General features: G+C 39.9%; 16 protein-coding genes. 9 read left to right on the top strand and 7 right to left on the bottom strand.

Translation table 11 applies throughout. The features are described from left to right. Nucleotides 1-4: 4 nt before the first annotated feature. The 5 genes from adeJ to sdsA form a co-directional block, all read right to left on the bottom strand. Entirely contained in the window at nucleotides 5-3,178 is a 3,174-nt protein-coding gene (gene adeJ / locus C502_RS0101060) for a multidrug efflux RND transporter permease subunit AdeJ (RefSeq protein WP_018677009.1), read from the bottom strand. Between the two features lie 12 nt (nucleotides 3,179-3,190). Next, the gene (locus tag C502_RS0101055) at nucleotides 3,191-4,447 is read right to left on the bottom strand and encodes an efflux RND transporter periplasmic adaptor subunit (RefSeq protein WP_018677008.1); all 1,257 of its coding nucleotides are present in this window, start codon (nucleotides 4,445-4,447) and stop codon (nucleotides 3,191-3,193) included. Further along, nucleotides 4,434-5,084 (bottom strand): phosphatase PAP2 family protein, encoded by a 651-nt coding sequence (locus tag C502_RS0101050; RefSeq protein WP_018677007.1) that lies wholly within the window; start codon nucleotides 5,082-5,084, stop codon nucleotides 4,434-4,436. Before C502_RS0101050 ends, C502_RS0101055 begins: the two co-directional genes overlap by 14 nt. Before the next feature lie 152 nt (nucleotides 5,085-5,236). Beyond that, nucleotides 5,237-7,288 (bottom strand): site-specific recombinase, encoded by a 2,052-nt coding sequence (locus C502_RS0101045; RefSeq protein WP_018677006.1) that lies wholly within the window; start codon nucleotides 7,286-7,288, stop codon nucleotides 5,237-5,239. A 14-nt stretch (nucleotides 7,289-7,302) separates the two neighbouring features. Next, nucleotides 7,303-8,280, bottom strand: a complete 978-nt coding sequence (sdsA, locus tag C502_RS0101040; protein WP_018677005.1) for an All-trans-nonaprenyl-diphosphate synthase — start codon at nucleotides 8,278-8,280, stop codon at nucleotides 7,303-7,305. A 447-nt stretch (nucleotides 8,281-8,727) separates the two neighbouring features. Here sdsA and rplU point away from each other — a divergent pair, with 447 nt between their 5' ends. After that, the gene (gene rplU / locus C502_RS0101035; RefSeq protein WP_018677004.1) at nucleotides 8,728-9,039 is read left to right on the top strand and encodes a 50S ribosomal protein L21; all 312 of its coding nucleotides are present in this window, start codon (nucleotides 8,728-8,730) and stop codon (nucleotides 9,037-9,039) included. A gap of 19 nt (nucleotides 9,040-9,058) precedes the next feature. Continuing rightward, nucleotides 9,059-9,313 carry a 50S ribosomal protein L27 gene (gene rpmA, locus C502_RS0101030; RefSeq protein WP_005296333.1) on the top strand — a complete coding sequence of 85 codons (255 nt, stop codon included), beginning with the start codon at nucleotides 9,059-9,061 and terminating at the stop codon, nucleotides 9,311-9,313. A 76-nt stretch (nucleotides 9,314-9,389) separates the two neighbouring features. Here the strand turns inward: rpmA and C502_RS0101025 are convergent, their stop codons facing one another. Then, nucleotides 9,390-10,253: a pirin family protein gene (locus C502_RS0101025; protein WP_018677003.1), complete on the bottom strand. Its 864-nt coding sequence runs from the start codon at nucleotides 10,251-10,253 to the stop codon at nucleotides 9,390-9,392. Between the two features lie 300 nt (nucleotides 10,254-10,553). Here C502_RS0101025 and lolA point away from each other — a divergent pair, with 300 nt between their 5' ends. From lolA to C502_RS0100990, 6 genes are all read left to right on the top strand, one after another. Further along, nucleotides 10,554-11,252 (top strand): outer membrane lipoprotein chaperone LolA, encoded by a 699-nt coding sequence (lolA, locus tag C502_RS0101020; RefSeq protein ID WP_018677002.1) that lies wholly within the window; start codon nucleotides 10,554-10,556, stop codon nucleotides 11,250-11,252. Nucleotides 11,253-11,384: 132 nt separating this feature from the next. Then, nucleotides 11,385-12,830, top strand: a complete 1,446-nt coding sequence (locus tag C502_RS0101010; RefSeq protein WP_023274477.1) for a carotenoid oxygenase family protein — start codon at nucleotides 11,385-11,387, stop codon at nucleotides 12,828-12,830. A 155-nt stretch (nucleotides 12,831-12,985) separates the two neighbouring features. Beyond that, nucleotides 12,986-13,729, top strand: coding sequence for an RsiV family protein (locus C502_RS0101005; protein ID WP_018676999.1), 744 nt, complete (start codon nucleotides 12,986-12,988; stop codon nucleotides 13,727-13,729). Between the two features lie 117 nt (nucleotides 13,730-13,846). Next, nucleotides 13,847-15,118: a serine--tRNA ligase gene (serS, locus tag C502_RS0101000; RefSeq protein ID WP_018676998.1), complete on the top strand. Its 1,272-nt coding sequence runs from the start codon at nucleotides 13,847-13,849 to the stop codon at nucleotides 15,116-15,118. A gap of 67 nt (nucleotides 15,119-15,185) precedes the next feature. Continuing rightward, nucleotides 15,186-16,559: a siroheme synthase CysG gene (gene cysG, locus C502_RS0100995; protein WP_018676997.1), complete on the top strand. Its 1,374-nt coding sequence runs from the start codon at nucleotides 15,186-15,188 to the stop codon at nucleotides 16,557-16,559. A 62-nt stretch (nucleotides 16,560-16,621) separates the two neighbouring features. Then, nucleotides 16,622-17,092, top strand: coding sequence for a tRNA (cytidine(34)-2'-O)-methyltransferase (locus C502_RS0100990; protein WP_018676996.1), 471 nt, complete (start codon nucleotides 16,622-16,624; stop codon nucleotides 17,090-17,092). Nucleotides 17,093-17,443: 351 nt separating this feature from the next. Here the strand turns inward: C502_RS0100990 and C502_RS0100985 are convergent, their stop codons facing one another. Beyond that, nucleotides 17,444-17,827 (bottom strand): winged helix-turn-helix transcriptional regulator, encoded by a 384-nt coding sequence (locus tag C502_RS0100985; RefSeq protein WP_018676995.1) that lies wholly within the window; start codon nucleotides 17,825-17,827, stop codon nucleotides 17,444-17,446. Between the two features lie 117 nt (nucleotides 17,828-17,944). Here C502_RS0100985 and C502_RS0100980 point away from each other — a divergent pair, with 117 nt between their 5' ends. Next, on the top strand, nucleotides 17,945-18,499 hold the full coding sequence (locus tag C502_RS0100980) for a flavodoxin family protein (protein WP_018676994.1): 555 nt from the start codon (nucleotides 17,945-17,947) through the stop codon (nucleotides 18,497-18,499). The last annotated feature ends 53 nt before the right edge of the window (nucleotides 18,500-18,552 follow it).

The following is an 18,552-nucleotide window of genomic DNA, read 5'->3' as shown; positions in this document are numbered from 1 at the left end:
ACGATCAATGCTCCTGAGTATTTAAAGTTTTAGGTTTGTACTTAAAGATACTACGAATCCACACGAAGAACACAGGGATGAAGAAGATACCTAAAAGTGTTGAAGAAATTACACCACCAAGTACACCATAACCAACAGAGTGTTGGCTACCTGCACCCGCACCACTTGCAAGCGCTAATGGTAAAACACCAAAACCAAAAGCAAGTGTGGTCATAATAATTGGGCGTAAACGCATTTTTGCAGCATGTAAGGTTGCATCGAATAGATCTTCACCTTGTTCCTGCAATTCTTTTGCAAATTCTACAATTAAAATTGCATTTTTGGCAGAAAGACCTATGACTGCTACGATCGCGACTTGGAAGTAAATATTAAAGGATAAGTTTGGATCACCTTTAATCACCATACCTAACCATGTCAATGTAAATGCACCAATAATACCTAAAGGTACAACTAACAATACAGAAATTGGAATGGCCCAACTTTCATATAGTGCAGAAAGACATAGGAATACGATCAATAACGAAAGAATTAGCAAAGGAAGCGTCTGATTACCAGAATCACGTTCTTCTAAAGATAAACCTGTCCATTCGTAGTCGAAACCTTGTAAGCCCATTGATGGTAACTTCCCAATGATTTCTTCCATTGCCAACATTGCATCACCAGAGCTGACACCTTGCGCAGGTGTACCTTGGATATTTACGGATGAAACGCCGTTATAGCGCTCTAAACGAGGTGAACCATACGTCCATTCACCTTTGGCAAATGCTGAGAACGGAACCATTTCGCCTTTGTTATTACGTACATACCATTTGTTTAAGTCTTCAGGCATCATGCGTGTATCCGCTTCGCCCTGAACATAAACTTTTTTGACACGACCACGATCGACGAAGTCATTGATATAAGAACCACCCCAAGCCATGCTCATGGTGCTGTTTATATCGCTGATACTGATACCCATTGCACCAGCTTGTGCTTGATCAACCATAATTTGATACTGAGGTGTATCTTCCTGACCATTTGGACGAACACCTGCAAGACGCTTGTCTTGTGATGCCATGCCTAAAACAGCATTCCGCGCAGCAATCAGCTTGTCATGACCTTGACCACTCACATCTTTTAATTGAATGTTAAATCCTGATGACACACCTAACTCAGGCATTGCAGGTAACTGCAATGGCATGATGTAAGAGGCATCTTTTACAATCATATTGAGTGCCATACCACGTTGAATGATGGCACCAATTTGTGATTCAGGTGTGGTACGTTCACTCCAGTCTTTCAGTTTAATAAATGCAAGACCTGCGTTTTGACCGACTCCCGTAAATGAGAAACCAGAGACCGTAAAGATTGACTCTACGTGTTCTTTTTCCTTATTTAAGAAGTAACCCGTCATTGTTGTGATGACTTTATCCGTACGTTCAAGACTCGCACTTGGTGGTAACTGAACTAAAGTCATGACCACGCCCTGATCTTCTTCGGGTAAGAAAGAAGATGGCAACGCCTTATATAAACCAACCAAACTCGCAATGACGGCAATATAAACAACACCAGAGAAAATTTTATGATGGGTCATACGATTGACACCACCTTGATATTTCACTGATAGCTTATCGAAGCTGCGGTTAAACCAACGGAAGAAACGTGCAAAAATATTGTTGCTTTCTGGCTTGTTTGGATCGTGTTGTTTTAACAACGTTGCACAAAGGGCGGGGGTAAAGGTTAATGCAACAATTAAAGACAAAATCATTGCTGTGACTAGAGTGATGGAGAACTGACGGTAAATGACCCCAGTTGTTCCACCAAAGAATGCCATTGGTACGAATACCGCTGTTAATACACTGGTAATACCAATCAAAGCACCAGAAATCTGACTCATTGACTTTTCAGTTGCAGGTACAGGTTCTAAATGCTCTTCTTGCATTACGCGTTCGACGTTCTCGACCACCACAATCGCATCATCAACTAATAGACCGATGGCAAGTACCATTGCGAACATGGTGAGAGTATTGATCGAAAAGCCAAAGATATTAATTACGGCAAATGTTCCCAATACCACCACGGGTACAGCAAGCGTTGGAATAATGGTTGCGCGCCAGTTCTGTAAGAACAGGAACATCACAATAAATACAAGGATAACTGCTTCAATCAGCGTATGGACGACACTTTCAATCGAAAGTTTAACAAACGGTGTTGTGTCATAAGCAAGTTTGTCTTTTAAACCTGTTGGATAGTTATTACGAAGCTCAGATAAACGTTTCTCAACAGCTTTTGCTGTATCAAGCGCATTTGCTCCTGTTGCAAGTTTGATTGCAACACCACCCGCAGGATTACCATTAAACTTAGAATCGAATTGATAATTATCCGAACCTAATTCAACACGTGCGACATCACTTAAGCGAACTTGTGCGCCAGCAGCCGTATTTTTAAGGAAAATATTTTTAAACTGTTCAGGGGTTTGTAGCATGCTTTGTGCATTGACTGTTGCATTGAGTACCTGACCTGATGTTGCAGGTGCGCCACCTAATTGACCTACAGCAACTTGGGCGTTTTGCGCACGAATAGCTGCTGCAACATCTGCTGGCGTTAGATTGAAACTGGTCAGTTTTGCTGGGTCTAGCCAAATACGCATTGCATATGAACCACCAAAGACTTGAACCTCACCGACACCTGCGACACGACTCAGTGGCTCAGAGATATTTGAGTTTACATAGTCTTTAATGTCTGAAGCAGAAAGATTGTTATCTGGTGAATAGAATGCAATAACCTGCATAAAGCTTGCGCCAGATTTGGTTACTCTTACCCCTTGACGTTGTACATCTTCAGGTAAAAGTGCTGTTGCAGACTGTAATTTATTTTGAACTTGAACTTGTGCAATATCAGGATCGATACCTTGTTCAAAGTTTAAGTTAATTGATGCTTGACCGTTTCCTGCACTGTTTGAAGAAATATAACGTAAGCCATCTAAACCATTCATTTGTTGTTCAATGATTTGGGTGACCGTATTTTCTACAGTTTTAGCAGAAGCACCAGGATAGGTTGCAGAAATTGTCACCGTAGGGGGTGCAATGGTTGGATATTGTGCAACTGGCATTTTAGTGAGCGTGAGAATACCCGCCAACATAATGACCAGTGCAATCACCCATGCAAAAATTGGACGATGGATAAAAAATTGAGCCATGCAATCTACCCCTTAAGCTTGTGAAGTTGCTTTTTGTTCAGCTTTTGGTGAATTGACTTGCTTTTGTTCAGTTGCTTGAGGTGTCGCATTTTGACCTTGTGGTGCTTTTGCTTGTGGTTGATAAGGTTTAGCAGAGACTTCTTGTCCCTCTTTGACCTTCGCAACACCATCAACAACAACTTTATCACCCACTTTTAAGCCATCAGTAACAATCCAGTCTTGACCTTTCACGCCCACTGTTGTGATTGGTCGAGTTTCAATTGCACCTTTCGCATTTACAATTAAAGCAATCGCTTGCCCAGTTGGTAAACGTGTTACGGCTGCTTGTGGAATCAAGTAAGCATTAGGTAAAACTGCTTGAGAAATTTTTGCAGTTGCATACATACCTGGTAATAACAAGTGGTTTGGATTTGGGAATACCGCACGTAAAGTCACTGTACCAGTTTCTGGATTTACACTTGCGCCAGAGAATGCAAGTTGTCCTTCGAGTGGGTAATCTGAACCATCTTCAAGGGTAATTTTGACACGCGTATTATTGCTATTGTCTAAGCTCCCTTTATTGAGTTGTTGGCGCAGACGTAATAACTCAGCACTTGATTGATTAATATCGACATAGATTGGATCAAGTTGTTGAATCGTTACTAATGGATCAGCTTGATTTGCTGTAACTAAAGCGCCAGACGTAACAGAAGAGCGACTCGATTGACCTGAAATAGGTGCGCGTACAGTTGAATAGCCCAACGTAATTTCAGCATTTTTCAGTGCTGCTTGTGATGCTGCGACGTCAGCTTCAGCCAGTTGCACTTGTGCATTAATATCATCATATTCTTGTTTTGAAACAGCATTTGTCCCCACAAGTTGACGATAACGACCTTCTTTGACACGTAGCGCATTTAGGTTCGCTTGCTGACGGAGTAAGGTTGCACGCGCGCTGTCTACAGTTGCACGATTGGTATTGGCATCAATTTCATAAAGCGCCTGACCTGCTTGAACATAACTGCCTTCAGCAAATAAACGTTTTAAAATCACACCACCTGTTTGTGGTCGAACTTCTGAAATTTGATATGCAGACGTTCGACCTGAAAGTTCAACGTTTTGTTCAACGCTTTGTGGTTGTGCAACGATGACACCGACTTCTGGAGGTGGCATTTTTTGTGCAGCAGCAGTTTGCTGTGCATCTTTAGGGTCTTTGCTACAACCAACAAGCGCAATGCTTGTTGCTAATGCGCAAGCAGTCAGGGCAGGTGCCCAAAGCTTAGCCGACATCATTATTCCACCTCAATTTAGATTTCTTATCTAAAAACAAATTGTTGCTGAAATTGCTTTGATACAGCCAAAACCAAAGCAATGAAGTCCAAATCAACCCAATTCCCCAACCTGCAAATACATCAGTTGGAAAGTGAACCCCTGCATAAACTCTAGATATCCCCATGAAAATAAACCACAAAGTAGATACTAAAATGACACTCGTGCGGTACTTATGTTGCTGAAGCAATAACATCATTAAACTCGCAAGGGTTGCAGCATAAAGGCTATGGGCACTTGGGAATGATGCGCCATAGCTTTGAACCAAGTGATAAAACTCCAATGGTCTTGGTCGATCAATACTCCATTTCAGAAGCCAACCAATCACAATACTTCCACTTATACTTAAAGTGATAAAAATCACATTCTTATAGTTTTTAATCCAAGTTTGATACATACACAAAAATGTAGTTAAAAATAATAAAAATGGCATTCCACCGATGAGAGAAAGCAGAATTGTTACATGGTTAAGCATCAATGAACGGTGTTCAAAAAAAGCTTGAACACTCAAAAGGTCTAAATTTGATGTGTTGGAAAAAATGAACCCAATCACACCGAATCCTAAAAAAAAGCAACCAATACAAAGCAATAGGTACGGCATGCGAACCTCTTTATTTGCTTAACCATTGTTCAGGGTTATCGAATATTTCAAAGTGTACTCGTGAGTACACTTTTGGTCAAGTCTTGAAATTTTATGATAATTTCATTTTCACCTTTTTATAAGGCTCAGTAAAAAAACATAACAAAATTTGATTAATGTCGCACTTTTTGTTCAGTCTTACTTTGCTCTTCCAACTGAACAGGTTGATCCGGTGGCCAAAAGAAATCACTTGGTCGAGTTAAAAAATGTGTGATGACCAGTTTGGCTAATGGCTTCCATTGGGCGAAACGAACACGGCGAGCACGAAGCGCAACAATAATCGTGAGCGTAAAACTCACAAATAAATTGGTTAGACCGATCAGCATAACCCCTAAGAATGACACAGTGATTAAACCAATATCAGGACTACCGATGGTCATCAGACCCTGAATAAAGTTGGCAGAAGCAAAAGCGATATGACGAATATCTAAAGGTAAGCCGAGAATAAAACCAATGGTTCCCATGCTGCCCAACATGATGCCAAAAAGGAAATTACCAGCCAAAGCGCCTAGATTGGTTTCAATATAATTGGAAAATTTATCTAAGCGTTGTTGTCCGATCCAACGTTTCAAACGCTGGTGCTGTTTTAAACGAGGACCAACCTTTCGGTAAATGGCTAAATTATCGAAATAACCTGCAAGTAACCCTGAAAAAAATAAACAGACACCTGCAATCGCAGCATGAGGAACGGCTAAAGACGTGAAAGGATTTAGATCATGTAAAGTCTTAGCTGCTTTTGTTGATGAAAGTAAAGGTTCGTGCAGATTGTATTGCCATAAAAAAGTAATGAAGGCCGCAACAGGAATCGCAATTGAAATATTACCAAGAATGGCAATAAATTGAGTGCGGATAATATTAATAATCAAAGAGGCTAATTCAGCAATCTGAGCTGTTTTACTGCCTTTTTGATGTTGCACGGTTGCTGCAAGTGCTGCGGCTGTCATAGCGGGTTGTTTGGTCGCAACGGTAAAATGCAAGACATGGATCAACATGAAGCCTAAGGCATAGTTCATGCTGTATAAAAATGCATGTGTGAAAGGCGCTAAAACTAAACGAGCAGTTAAAATCTTTAGGGTCGCCATAGTGGCAATAATCGCACCTGCACCCGCGGCAGCTTTATACATTCCCCAAAAACCAGCTTTATCAGTACTGACATAGTGTTCGCCTGTTTTACTAGCATTTTCAGTTACTTGTAATGCAATCAATTCGCTGGTTGAACTGAGTAAATGGCGAACACTTTTTTCATCATAATGTGCTTTTGTGAAGTCACTAAGAAGTTCACCAAGTGTAAGATAACGTATGTCATTTTTACTTACTAATAAACTGAGCAAGAGTTCAATACGGTCAATTGCCTGCTCTAGTAAAGACAATAAATAGGTCAAACTCACACTGACACCAATACGTTTGGTTGCGCGGCGAATTTTGAGTACCACCTCACGGCACTGATCTAGCATCACAAATGCCTGAGATGCATCGGGTGGAGGCAGTACGATGACGGTATTTGGGTCATCAATTTGTTTTTTATACTTTTCGATGAATTCTACAATTTCTCGATTTTGAACCAAAAAAGGAGATTCATATTCAGTGAGGTCGGGTTGAGCATCAATAAATTCGGGATATAAACCAATACCACTAATACGATAAGATAGAACGGTAATGGCTTTGACTAGTTCAGTCTTAGAAATTTGATCTTCAACAGTATAACTTTGGCTTTCATTCAGTAGATTAAGTAAAGTAATCCAATCCTGATTATCGATGAGATCTAGCCATTCACTATCTGTTTCTTGATGAAAGACTTTTCCTACCAGTATTTTGAGTTGATCACCATCCTCAACCAGAGGCAGAAAATGTGCACCGAGGCGTTGACTGAGTTGATTCCAAAAACCATCCAGTGAAAGAATACCACTATCAGCATATAAGCTAATTTGTTTATATTGGCTTATTAATTTAAGTAAGAAATTTTGTAGTAAATTTGCTGAATTTGGTGTCAATAATAATATTTTAATCAAGCTTTTAATTTGCTGTTTGACTTGCTCCGCGTCCTTTGGATGTTGTGGTCGTAAGCGGTTAACCAATTCGATGAGAAGATTTTCATCAAGAACAGCTTGGTTTTGATCAAGCTGTTCCTGCATTTTTAAAAATAAATCAGATAAAGTTAGATGCATAGGCACTCATAAAATTATTGAAGTCGATGTAAGGCCATTAAAGTCAAATTAATCAATGCTTGGCGATATTCATTATCTGGTAGCGCTTTTAACGCTTCTAAAGCAGCATCCGTTTCTTGTTGAGCACGTTTTTGACAGTAGTCTAAGCCACCTGAGTGATGAACAATTTCAATCACTTTATCTAAATGTTCAATTCCACCTGTTGCGATACTGCGACGAATAATCGCATGATCATCACCAGTTGAATGAGCTAAGGCTGAAATTAAGGGTAAAGTGGGTTTACCTTCCATTAAATCATCACCAATATTTTTACCTAATGTTTCCGCATCGGAGGTATAGTCTAAAATATCATCAATAATTTGGAAAGCATTGCCAAAATGACCTGCAAAGCGGCGTAGTGGTTCTCTATATTCTTCAGCACCCGCTAAAATTGCGGCACCTTCAGTGGCAAGTTCAAATAAACGTGATGTCTTACCATGAATAATTCTCAAATAAGTTTCTTCAGTGGTCTCTGGTTGGTGTTGTGATTGCAATTGAAGGACTTCACCTTCAGCAATTTCACATGTTCCAGCTGAGAAATCTTTCAATAAAGTCATGTTGTTGAGGTCGACTAATAAATCAAAAGAACGTGCAATTAAAAAGTCACCGACTAAAACCGCAGTTTGGTTATTCCAAGTCGCATTTGCGGTTGGACGACCACGACGCAAATTTGATTCATCAACCACATCGTCATGTACTAAAGTTGCTGTATGCAGCATTTCGATAATGGCCGCTAAGTGTTGAGCTTGTTCCATATTAGCGATATTACAAGCACGAGCAGCAAGTAAGCACATGATTGGGCGCATGCGTTTACCACCTGCTTCAACCACATGTTTGCTGACTGACATGACAAGACCAACTTTAGAACTGATTCCTTCATTGATCAGGTGATCCATCGCAGCAAAATCTGTCGCAACAGGGGAGAGAATGTCTTGCTTAAAATCGATAACCATCTGAAGGAAAATCTCGTATAGGTGGATAATGTTGCTAAGTGTATCAATTAATCTACTGCTAAACAGTTATACAGGCTGTGTAATCTGTCATTTAAAACATGATGATGAGTTTTTTGGTTTTAATTTAGGCAAAAAAAGAAATTCTCTACCAACCGTTATCACTCTACTTATGACTTTGTAAAAACACAGTTTGTTATTGTCGCAATTTGTTTTAAAAAATGTATTTCAAATTTTGATCAGAATCAACCAAAACAGGCGACATCAATCTAATTGATTTCATTCAAAAATCCAAGCAACTTAGCAATATGTTTGCATTTGTGCAAAATGACTTGTTGTTTGATCAATTTTCACTTAAAATTTGTCCCCTTGTATAACCCCAGTGGCGATCGTCTTAAGAACGATATATCCCTTTATCGGCACGACGACACGGGCATGTTGGAGTACATTATGTACGCAGTAATCCAAAGCGGTGGTAAACAGCACCGTGTTGTTGAGGGTGAAACCCTTAAAGTAGAATTATTGAAAGCAGAAACTGGTTCAACGATTACGTTTGATGACGTATTAATGGTTGTAAGCGGTGAGAGCATTCAAATCGGTGCTCCAGTTGTAGCTGGCGCAAAAGTAACTGCAGAAGTAGTTAGCCATGGTCGTCACGACAAAATTCGCATCATCAAAATGCGTCGTCGTAAGCACTATCGTAAGCAACAAGGTCACCGTCAATGGTTTACTGAGTTGAAAATTACAGCTATTTCAGGCTAATCACGAGGAGTAATGAGACATGGCAACTAAAAAAGCCGGTGGTTCGACGAAGAACGGTCGTGATTCGAACCCTAAAATGCTTGGTGTTAAAATTTACGGTGGTCAAACTGTAACTGCTGGTAACATCATCGTTCGTCAACGTGGTACTGAGTTCCACGCTGGTGCAAATGTTGGTATGGGTCGTGACCATACTTTATTTGCTACTGCTGACGGCGTAGTAAAATTTGAAGTGAAAGGTCAATTTGGCCGTCGCTATGTAACTGTTGAAGCTTAAGCTTTAATGGTTCGAGAAAACCCGCTTTTTAGCGGGTTTTTTTATGAGTATTCAATTTTGAAACTGGTGAGTGATTTTAGTATTTGCCAAACTGACCCGTTTTCAAGTCTTCATAGGCTTGTAGAATTTCATCATAACGATTCATCACAAAAAAGCCATGTCCATTAATCGGTTCATGTAACGGTGGGGCAGATAAAAATAATAAATCACAATTTTCCAAAGCTGTAATAGCAACATCAGTATCAAAACTAGACATCATTGCCATTGCTTGTTCTTCTAAAAGGTCTTCATCCGCAGAAAATTGAATTTTGCCTCGACGCAAATAAATTAAAGTTGTGTCACCATGATTGGCAGGAAGAGTAATTTGATGACCTTTTTTTAGATGCACATCCAAGACATTCATTGGGCTAAATGTTTGAGCAATACCAGGGGTATTTTGAAACTGCCCAGCCACGATACGCACATAACCTGCATCATTTTTTAACAAGTTTTTTGGGATCGTGTTGTTTAATAAACTTTGGTAGTGAGGTGTGGACATTTTATCTTTTGCGGGTAAGTTGACCCACAGTTGTACCATTTCAAAATAGCCGCCTTGCTCTCTAAATTTAGGACTAAATTGTTCAATATGTTGTATGCCCGATGCGGCTGTCATCCATTGCACATCACCTTGCCCAATAACGCCACCATTGCCGATAGAGTCCTGATGCTCTAATTCACCTGCAAAAACAAAGGTCACTGTTTCAAAACCACGATGAGGATGTTCATGAACTCCTTTTTTATTGCTTTTAGGTTCTAAACGACCTGGCCCAAGATGATCTAAGAGTAAAAATGGTGAAGTGGTGTTGCCTAGTTCCTGATAGGAAAATACAGAAAGTGCAGGATAGAAGTCACCGATAGCAAAGCGGGTATCATTGCGGTGAATAAAGGCAAGGCTTTTCATGATCTATACTTTTTGAGCTGATTCAGCTTTAGACTAACAAAATTTAGTCTTTCGTCTAGTCCATTCTTTAGGCATCACTTCTGTGGTTGGGAGTAAATGATTGGATTGAGTGGTACAGAGAGATTGGTCGAAAAGTAAATTTCTAGTATTACAATCTCTACATAAAGGCTGCAACTTCATACATAATGCAGAACTTTGCGACACGAACTACACAAAACCGATGCTTTTCTTCATTTTTTTAATGATCAAAAACAGTAAGATGTCGCCATAACAGTAAAAATCTGATTGAAGGTTGTTTTTATGAATTTCGTAAAAAAAATTGCTTATGCTACAACTTTAAGTGTAATGACACTTGCTCCTGTTGTGAGTACTCAGGTATTTGCTGCGCCTGTCGCTGCATCGGCTCAACAAGCAACGACCAGTCTGGTTCAGCAGTTATCAGGTTTGCAGCGATTCACAGCAGATTTTGAACAAACCACCAAAGTCGACTCTAATAACAAAGCATTACCCAAAAAAGGCTTAACGGCACAACATATGAATCAGACCTTTAAGGGGACGATGAAAGTTGAGCGCCCAGGGAAATTTTATTGGGAAACCACGAGTCCTGCGAAGCAAACCATTGTGACGACAGGGAAAGTGGTGTGGATTTATGATCCTGATTTACAGCAAGCGGTACGTCAAAGTTTAGATGATCAGATTGCCAATACGCCTGCCTTATTGTTATCGGGCAATACCAATCAGATCATGCAGTCTTATCGAGTGACTCAGCCTGATCGTAGCAAACTGTATTACACCTTGTACCCAAAACAACAGGATGGTGCATTTCAAAGCTTGACCATTAGTTTTGGTGCAAATAAAGCACCGAATTTGATGGTATTACAAGATTCGTTAGGACAAACCACCTATGTACGTTTTAGCAATCTCAAGGTAAATCCAACCATTCCAGCATCAGTGTTTAATTTCGCACCACCGAAAGGCACCGATATTATTGATCAGTGATTGGTGTTGGATATAAAAAGCAACCTATGGGTTGCTTTTTATTTGTTGAAGGTTTAAATATTGATGTGATTGGATTTAGACCATAGATTATTCTATGCTTAAACAATAATTAGAACCCGTTTTATTATACAAATGATAGATTTAGTTAATCAAAAAAAGGTTCAAACCTATCCTAGAATGACCGCATTAAAATCTTTGCGTAATACTTTTATGCAAAATATCATTCGAGTCGTTGGTTTGTTTTTAAGGCGAAATGTAAAACTGACAGAGATGAATCTTTATCAGAAAATTGTTTACTGTCCTGTCGCTGAAACAGTCGTTTCCAATTTGAATGTAAAGGGTGAGATTCCAAAACATTTGTATGGTTTATTGCTTCGTATTGGTTCAAATCCAATCTATGTCCAAGACCCTTCTTTATTTGAATGGTATTTGGGTGATGGAATGATTCATTGCTTAAAATTGCAATATGGTAAAGCTGTTGAATTTAAGAGTCGCATGGTGACTGAGAGCGGTATTCGAGGATATACACGAGGAGCGCATGAGGTTGTAAATACCAACATTTTTGAACACGCTGGAAAGCTTTGGGCTGTTATTGAAGCAGGTGCTTTTCCGATTTGTTTAGACCATGATTTAAATGTAGAACGTTCTCAATTATTTAATAGTGATGCGGATTTACCATTTACTGCACATCCACGTAAAGATCAGAAAACGGGGCACTTGCATGCGATTTGTTATGATGCCTTAGACCATAAAAATGCCTATTACGAAGTTATTGATGAACATGGGGAGTTGGTTCATCTCACTCAAATTTTTTTACAGCATGGCCCTATGATTCATGATTGCTTGATTACCGAGCAAGATGTCATTGTTTTTGATTTTCCACTGACATTTTCAGTGAGTCGATTATTACAAGGTAAGAGCGTGCCTTATCAATGGAATGAGCAACATCAAGCACGTATTGGAATTTTACCTAAATATGGGCATGCTGAAAAAATTCATTGGTTCAATATCGAGGCTTGTTTTGTTTTTCATGCGGCTAATGCCTATCGAGATGAACAGCATCGAATTATTTTAGATGTTGTGGTGCATCAAAATGATTTTGAGCATGCACAACACGCAGCTTATGAACATCAAAAGGCGACATTGGAGCGTTGGATCATTGATCTTGATTTAGAGCAGATTGAGCGATCTATCTTAGATACTCAAGTACAAGAATTTCCAAAAATTGATGAGCGTTATATTGGTCAAGCCTATCGTTATTTATATACCTTGGGCTTTCCACAGGATGGGGTGTTTAATTTTATCAAGATTCATGATTTAGTTACACACGAATCCTCAAATTATGATTTTGGTGATCAATGGGCAATCGGCGAGGTGACATTTGTGCCTGAAGCTGAGGACAGTTTGGAGGGAAAAGGTTTTTTAATGACGTATTTGCATCATATCAATGGTGCTGCTTCAAAAGTACTAATTATTAAAGTGGATGGGCTTCATTTAGAGCTTCAAGCGGAGATTGATTTAGGTGTCCGAGTACCTTTAGGTTTTCACTGTAATTGGGTTAGTCTTCGTAAAAAATAAATCAATGATCTTCGTTTTCAATCGATTGAGCAGCATTATTGTTGCTCTTGAGGGATTGTTGTTCATCGTGCCTTCTAAACCGAGATACATTTCTTAATTTCATCTGAGTGCAAGGCTTTGTATAGTGAAGAAAAATATTAGAGACTTACACCGTGATGCATACAATAAAACGATCAACACTTATTCCACTTTTTTCGATTCTTACTGTTATGACATTCGTTGGTTGTCAGCCTGCAAATGAGAGCAAAGTAGACATTCCGTTGATCCAAGCCAAAGTCGTTGCAGTCAAAATTCCAAAACAAAAAGTCTGTTTGGAGGATGGTTGTACCCAATATGACTTACAAACGGTGGAAACCAATCAGAAATGGATTGATGATTATTTTGTCAATCGGATGAAAAAAGCAGAGCCAAATGCATTTTCTAATCTTGCTGATCAAAAAGTAAAAGTGCCTGCTGATCAACCATCGCTTAGTGAGAGCAGCACCTATGTGCGTTTCGTGGGGCAGAATTATAATTTAGCGACTTTTGCGATGCAGACATATTCCTATTCTGCGGGTGCAGCGCATGGTATGTCGCATCAAGAGTTTGTAAATTTTGATTTATCCAATAAGAAACACATTACCGTGAGTGAGCTCATCAAAGCGAATATGAATCAAAAACTGCGTGATGAGTTATATGTATCCAATCAAAATTGGTTGGAAGAGCATCATATTAAAAAAGAGCAATTACAGGTCAGTGATAACTATTACTATGGCGTGAATGGAATTGTATTTGTTTATCCGCTGTATGAATTGGCTTCTTATGCAGAAGGGATGAGTGAGTTGACCTTGCCATATTATGCAGCGAAGCAATTCATTAAAGCTGAATATTTGCCAAGCTTGCCGAAAGAACCAAATTAGTTTGTATTCAGCATCTGCATCTTGTTTGTCGATGCTGATACTTTATTGCCAATCGCTGTATTTTTTTAGGTTAAAGCCTTACACTATAGCCAGTTTTTTCTCTATTCATGATTGATTATGATCGACCCAAAATTACTCAGAAATAATATTGAAGCAGTCAATGCTGCTTTAGCAAAACGTGGTATTCAGCTTAATGCACAAGAGTGGGCTGATTTAGAAGCTCGCCGTAAAGATTTGCAATCCAAAGCTGAGAACTTACAAGCAGAGCGTAATGCTGGTGCAAAACAAGTCGGTCAAATCAAAAAATCGGGTGGGGATGCTTCAGAAATCATGGCGCGTATGGCTGCTATTGGTGATGAAATCAAAACTGCCGAAGTCGCTTTGGCTGAGTTGCAAACAGAGCTTGAGCAAAAATCGCTTGCGATTCCGAACTTACCTGATGAATCTGTTCCAGAAGGTAAAGATGAAAGTGACAATCTTGAAATCTTAAAGTGGGGCACACCACGTCAATTTGATTTTGAAATCAAAGATCATACCGATCTTGGTGAGTGGATGGGCGGTCTTGAGTTTGAAACTGCAACCAAATTAACAGGTTCACGTTTCAGCGTACTTAAAGGTCCTTTGGCACGTCTACAACGTGCGTTGACGCAGTTTATGTTAGATACACATACGCTTAAAAATGGTTATACCGAAGCGTATGTACCCTATTTGGTCAATGCGGATAGCTTGCGTGGTACAGGTCAATTACCAAAGTTCGAAGAAGATTTATTCAAGCTCCAAGGTGAAAAAGAATATTACCTGATACCGACTGCTGAAGTGCCAGTCACCAACTTTGTGCGTGATGAAATTTTAGATGCAGATCGTTTGCCACTGAAATACGCAGCACATACACCATGTTTCCGTAGTGAAGCAGGCTCTTATGGTCGTGATACGCGTGGTTTGATTCGTCAACATCAGTTCGATAAGGTCGAAATGGTGCAAATTTCAAAACCAGAGCACTCAATGCAGGCACTTGAAGACCTAACTGCACACGCAGAGGGCATTTTGCAGGCACTAGGCTTACCATATCGCAAAATTTTGCTCTGTGGTGGTGACATGGGCTTCGGTGCAACCAAAACTTATGACTTAGAAGTGTGGGTGCCAAGCCAAAATACCTATCGTGAAATCTCAAGTTGCTCAAATATGGGCGATTTCCAAGCACGTCGTATGAAAGCACGCTACCGTGTCGATCAAAAGAAGATCGAATTGGTGCATACTTTGAATGGTTCTGGTTTGGCAGTCGGTCGTACCTTGCTTGCGGTGATGGAAAACTATCAACGTGTTGATGGTTCGATTGAAATTCCTGAAGTTTTACGTCCATATATGGGCGGTATTAGCTATATCGACTAAAATGCATCGAATTTGTGCATAGTTTTTGCTTTAGCTCAATCAGATCTAAAAAATATAGAGGCGTATCGTGGAAATTTTCCCAATCTCTTTAAAGTTGCAACAGCAACGTTGTCTGATTGTGGGTGGTGGGCATATTGCCTACCGCAAAGCAAATTTATTAGTCAAAGCGGGTGCAATCGTTGATGTGATTGCACCAGAGATTGAGCCTGATCTACAACGATTAGTTGAAAAGTCATTAGGTCAGTACATCCAAGCGCCTTTTTCAGAAAGTATTCTGACAACGCCTTATCGCTTAGTGATTGCTGCGACAGATCAGCCTGATGTCAATAAAACGGTCTTTGAGCAATGTGAAGCACGCAATCTTCTCGTCAATAGTGTGGATGATATTCCACATTGCCGCTTTATGGTGCCTGCAATTATTGATCGTTCGCCTTTGGTCATTTCGGTTGCTTCAAATGGCGCATCGCCAGTTTTATCACGTCAAATTCGTACTCAATTAGAAACGACGATTCCACATGGTATGGGGAAACTGGCTGAGTTTTCGGGTCAATGGCGTAAAAAGGTGAAAGAAAAAATTGCGAACCCAGACGAGCGCCGTATTTTTTGGGAAAATTTATATGCCAGCCCGCTAAAAGAACAGGTCTTTAATGACAATCTTGAAGTGGCAAATGGTCTGATTCAACAAGCGTTAACTGAATGGACTGCACCGAAAGGTGAGGTGTACTTGGTTGGGGCTGGACCTGGTGATCCTGAACTTTTAACTTTAAAAGCATTACGCTTGATGCAACAAGCAGATGTCGTGATTTATGATCGTTTGGTCTCTGCACCGATCTTGGATTTGTGTCGCCGTGATGCTGAAAAGATTTATGTAGGTAAGGCACGTTCTAACCATTCCGTTCCACAAGATGGTATTAATGCGCTGCTGGTTGAATATGCTCAACAAGGGAAGCGTGTTTGTCGCTTAAAAGGTGGTGATCCATTTATCTTTGGGCGTGGCGGTGAGGAAATTCAGGAATTAGTTGAAGCTGATGTCACTTTCCAAGTTGTACCAGGAATTACCGCAGCATCGGGTTGTTCTGCTTATGCTGGGATTCCATTGACACATCGGGACTATGCACAAAGCGTACGGTTCTTAACAGGACATTTAAAGGAAGGCTCACCAGAGCTACCTTGGAATGAACTGGTTTATGAAAATCAAACACTCGTGTTATACATGGGCTTGGTAGGTTTGGAACGTATTTGTGAGCAATTGATTGCACATGGTCAACGTCCAAGTATGCCTGTTGCTTTGATCTCAAAAGGGACAACGCCTGAGCAAAATGTCGTGGTTGGGACTTTAGCGGATATTGCAAGTAAAGTATCTGAACACCATATTGTAGCGCCAACTCTAACCATTATTGGTGAAGTGGTGAGCCTACGCGAACAGTTAAAATGGCAATAAAACCTCTCCTTGTGGAGCGTTTATAGCTCCGCAAGGGAGATTATGAACAGTAGAGAAAATTTGTGATTCATGTCGTCTTATACGAGCCTGAGATTCCTGCCAATACAGGTAATATCATTCGTTTATGTGCCAATACAGGCGCTCAATTACATTTGGTTAAACCTTTGGGTTTTGAACTGGATGATAAGAAATTGAAGCGTGCAGGCTTGGATTACCATGAATGGGCAAGAATTCAGATTTGGGACAATATCGAATTATGCCTTGCTGATTTAAAAGCGAAGGGTGTGGAACATGTTTTTCCACTGACGACAAAAGGCACAGCAACACCACACACCGTGGATTTAAACCGTCCTGTCGCTTTGCTGATGGGACCTGAAACACGGGGTTTGCCTGAGCAAGTCCGTCTCATGTTTCCGCAAGAACAATGGATTCGTTTGCCGATGGCTGAGAACTCAAGAAGCTTAAACCTTTCTAATGCGACTGCGGTAATCGTCTATGAAGCTTGGAGACAACAGGGTTTTAAACAACTCTAATCCGATGGTTGATTTATCAATATCCTCATGGAATGTTGCAAGATGCCTATCCTCTTTAACTTAATCTTCTGATGATGCACATGAGGATTATATTTAGCTTCTGCTGAAATCTTGAGATGATGAGTTTGTGATTTATTCACAATCTCATCAATCTAAGTGCTTTCAAATCGCAATAAAACGATATATTTCATCATTTAGCTTGAATTGCTAATCGGGTGAAGCTCGTAGATCTGTTTTAAATACTCATCATTGTCGTTACGGCCATGACTGGTTGTTACGCATAGAACAGACGGGCTTTACTGCTCTTTGTAATGCTTATGAATGCTCATTGAGAGATTTAAGCTTCTGAGATTATTCAGTTTCCTCTTGTTGAATTGCATCAAAGCGCTGTTGTGCATAAATGACTTGTTCAATGTTGCTTTCAGCCCAATCTTTCAATTGGTATGCCATTTTTGCGACTTCTAAACCCAATGGGGTCAATGAATAATCGACACGAATAGGAGATGTGTTTTGCACCTGTCGCTCGATAAAACCATCTCGCTCAAGCATTTTTAATTTTTGCGAAAGCACTTTGGGGGAAATACCCTGAATGCTCTTTTTGAGTAAATTGAAGTGCTGAATTTCTCTCGCAAGCACATTAATAATCAATAGAACCCATTTATCTGCAATTTTTTCAAAAAATAATCGAGCAGGGCAATGTTGTTGATAAATATTATATTTTAATGCCTGATTCATGTTTTTAACCCTCGATTTATTCATTTAGCACACCTAGTTACCAGTTGGTAACTAATTGACACCTAGTTTCTAAAATATATCATTAAATCGAACTTTTTAAAAATTTTGGATCATCTCATGACAAAAATTGCAGTGGTTTATTTCTCTGGTTATGGTCACACCAAAGTGATTGCGGAAACTTTTGCACAACCGATTGATGCTGCACTGATCGAAATTGATCAGAATGGTGATATTACAGAGCAAGATTGGCAAACTTTAAATGAGGCTCAAGCGATTGTATTTGGTGCGCCTACATATATGGGAACAGCACCTTGGCAATTTAAGAAATTTGCCGATGCTTCTTCAAAACTATGGTACACACGTGGTTGGCAAGATAAGGTTTTTGCAGGTTTTACCAATAGTGCAAGTCTGAATGGCGATAAGCAAGTGACGCTGATTCAATTGCAGACTCTAGCATCTCAACATGGTGGTCTTTGGGTGAGTTTAGGTTTACTTCCAGCGAATACTAAAGCAGCCAAACGTGAGGATGTGAATAATCTAGGTGGTTCAGTTGGTTTATTGGTTCAATCTCCTGCTGATGCAAGCGTTGATGAGATTCCAACAGGAGATTTAGAAACAGCGAAGCTGTATGCGCAACGTGTTCAAACGATTGTTGAAAGACTACATGGTTAAACGCTAGAGTTAATAGAAAAGGCGCATTCAGCGCCTTTTCTAAGTTTAGGTAT

Source organism: Acinetobacter tjernbergiae DSM 14971 = CIP 107465 (assembly GCF_000374425.1).
Lineage (GTDB): Bacteria > Pseudomonadota > Gammaproteobacteria > Pseudomonadales > Moraxellaceae > Acinetobacter > Acinetobacter tjernbergiae.
Note: the sequence above shows the minus strand (reverse complement) of the source record. Positions and strands in the feature narration are given on the sequence as shown.

What these genes read in the sequence shown, in the direction of transcription:
- C502_RS0100980 (WP_018676994.1), top strand. Translation starts at nt 17,945, where the DNA reads ATGACAAAAATTGCAGTGGTTTATTTCTCTGGTTATGGTCACACCAAA.
- sdsA (WP_018677005.1), bottom strand. Translation starts at nt 8,280, where the DNA reads ATGGTTATCGATTTTAAGCAAGACATTCTCTCCCCTGTTGCGACAGAT.
- C502_RS0101005 (WP_018676999.1), top strand. Translation starts at nt 12,986, where the DNA reads ATGCATACAATAAAACGATCAACACTTATTCCACTTTTTTCGATTCTT.
- C502_RS0100985 (WP_018676995.1), bottom strand. Translation starts at nt 17,827, where the DNA reads ATGAATCAGGCATTAAAATATAATATTTATCAACAACATTGCCCTGCT.
- C502_RS0101055 (WP_018677008.1), bottom strand. Translation starts at nt 4,447, where the DNA reads ATGATGTCGGCTAAGCTTTGGGCACCTGCCCTGACTGCTTGCGCATTA.
- adeJ (WP_018677009.1), bottom strand. Translation starts at nt 3,178, where the DNA reads ATGGCTCAATTTTTTATCCATCGTCCAATTTTTGCATGGGTGATTGCA.
- C502_RS0101010 (WP_023274477.1), top strand. Translation starts at nt 11,385, where the DNA reads ATGATAGATTTAGTTAATCAAAAAAAGGTTCAAACCTATCCTAGAATG.
- rpmA (WP_005296333.1), top strand. Translation starts at nt 9,059, where the DNA reads ATGGCAACTAAAAAAGCCGGTGGTTCGACGAAGAACGGTCGTGATTCG.
- C502_RS0101025 (WP_018677003.1), bottom strand. Translation starts at nt 10,253, where the DNA reads ATGAAAAGCCTTGCCTTTATTCACCGCAATGATACCCGCTTTGCTATC.
- C502_RS0101050 (WP_018677007.1), bottom strand. Translation starts at nt 5,084, where the DNA reads ATGCCGTACCTATTGCTTTGTATTGGTTGCTTTTTTTTAGGATTCGGT.
- C502_RS0101045 (WP_018677006.1), bottom strand. Translation starts at nt 7,288, where the DNA reads ATGCATCTAACTTTATCTGATTTATTTTTAAAAATGCAGGAACAGCTT.
- rplU (WP_018677004.1), top strand. Translation starts at nt 8,728, where the DNA reads ATGTACGCAGTAATCCAAAGCGGTGGTAAACAGCACCGTGTTGTTGAG.
- serS (WP_018676998.1), top strand. Translation starts at nt 13,847, where the DNA reads ATGATCGACCCAAAATTACTCAGAAATAATATTGAAGCAGTCAATGCT.
- lolA (WP_018677002.1), top strand. Translation starts at nt 10,554, where the DNA reads ATGAATTTCGTAAAAAAAATTGCTTATGCTACAACTTTAAGTGTAATG.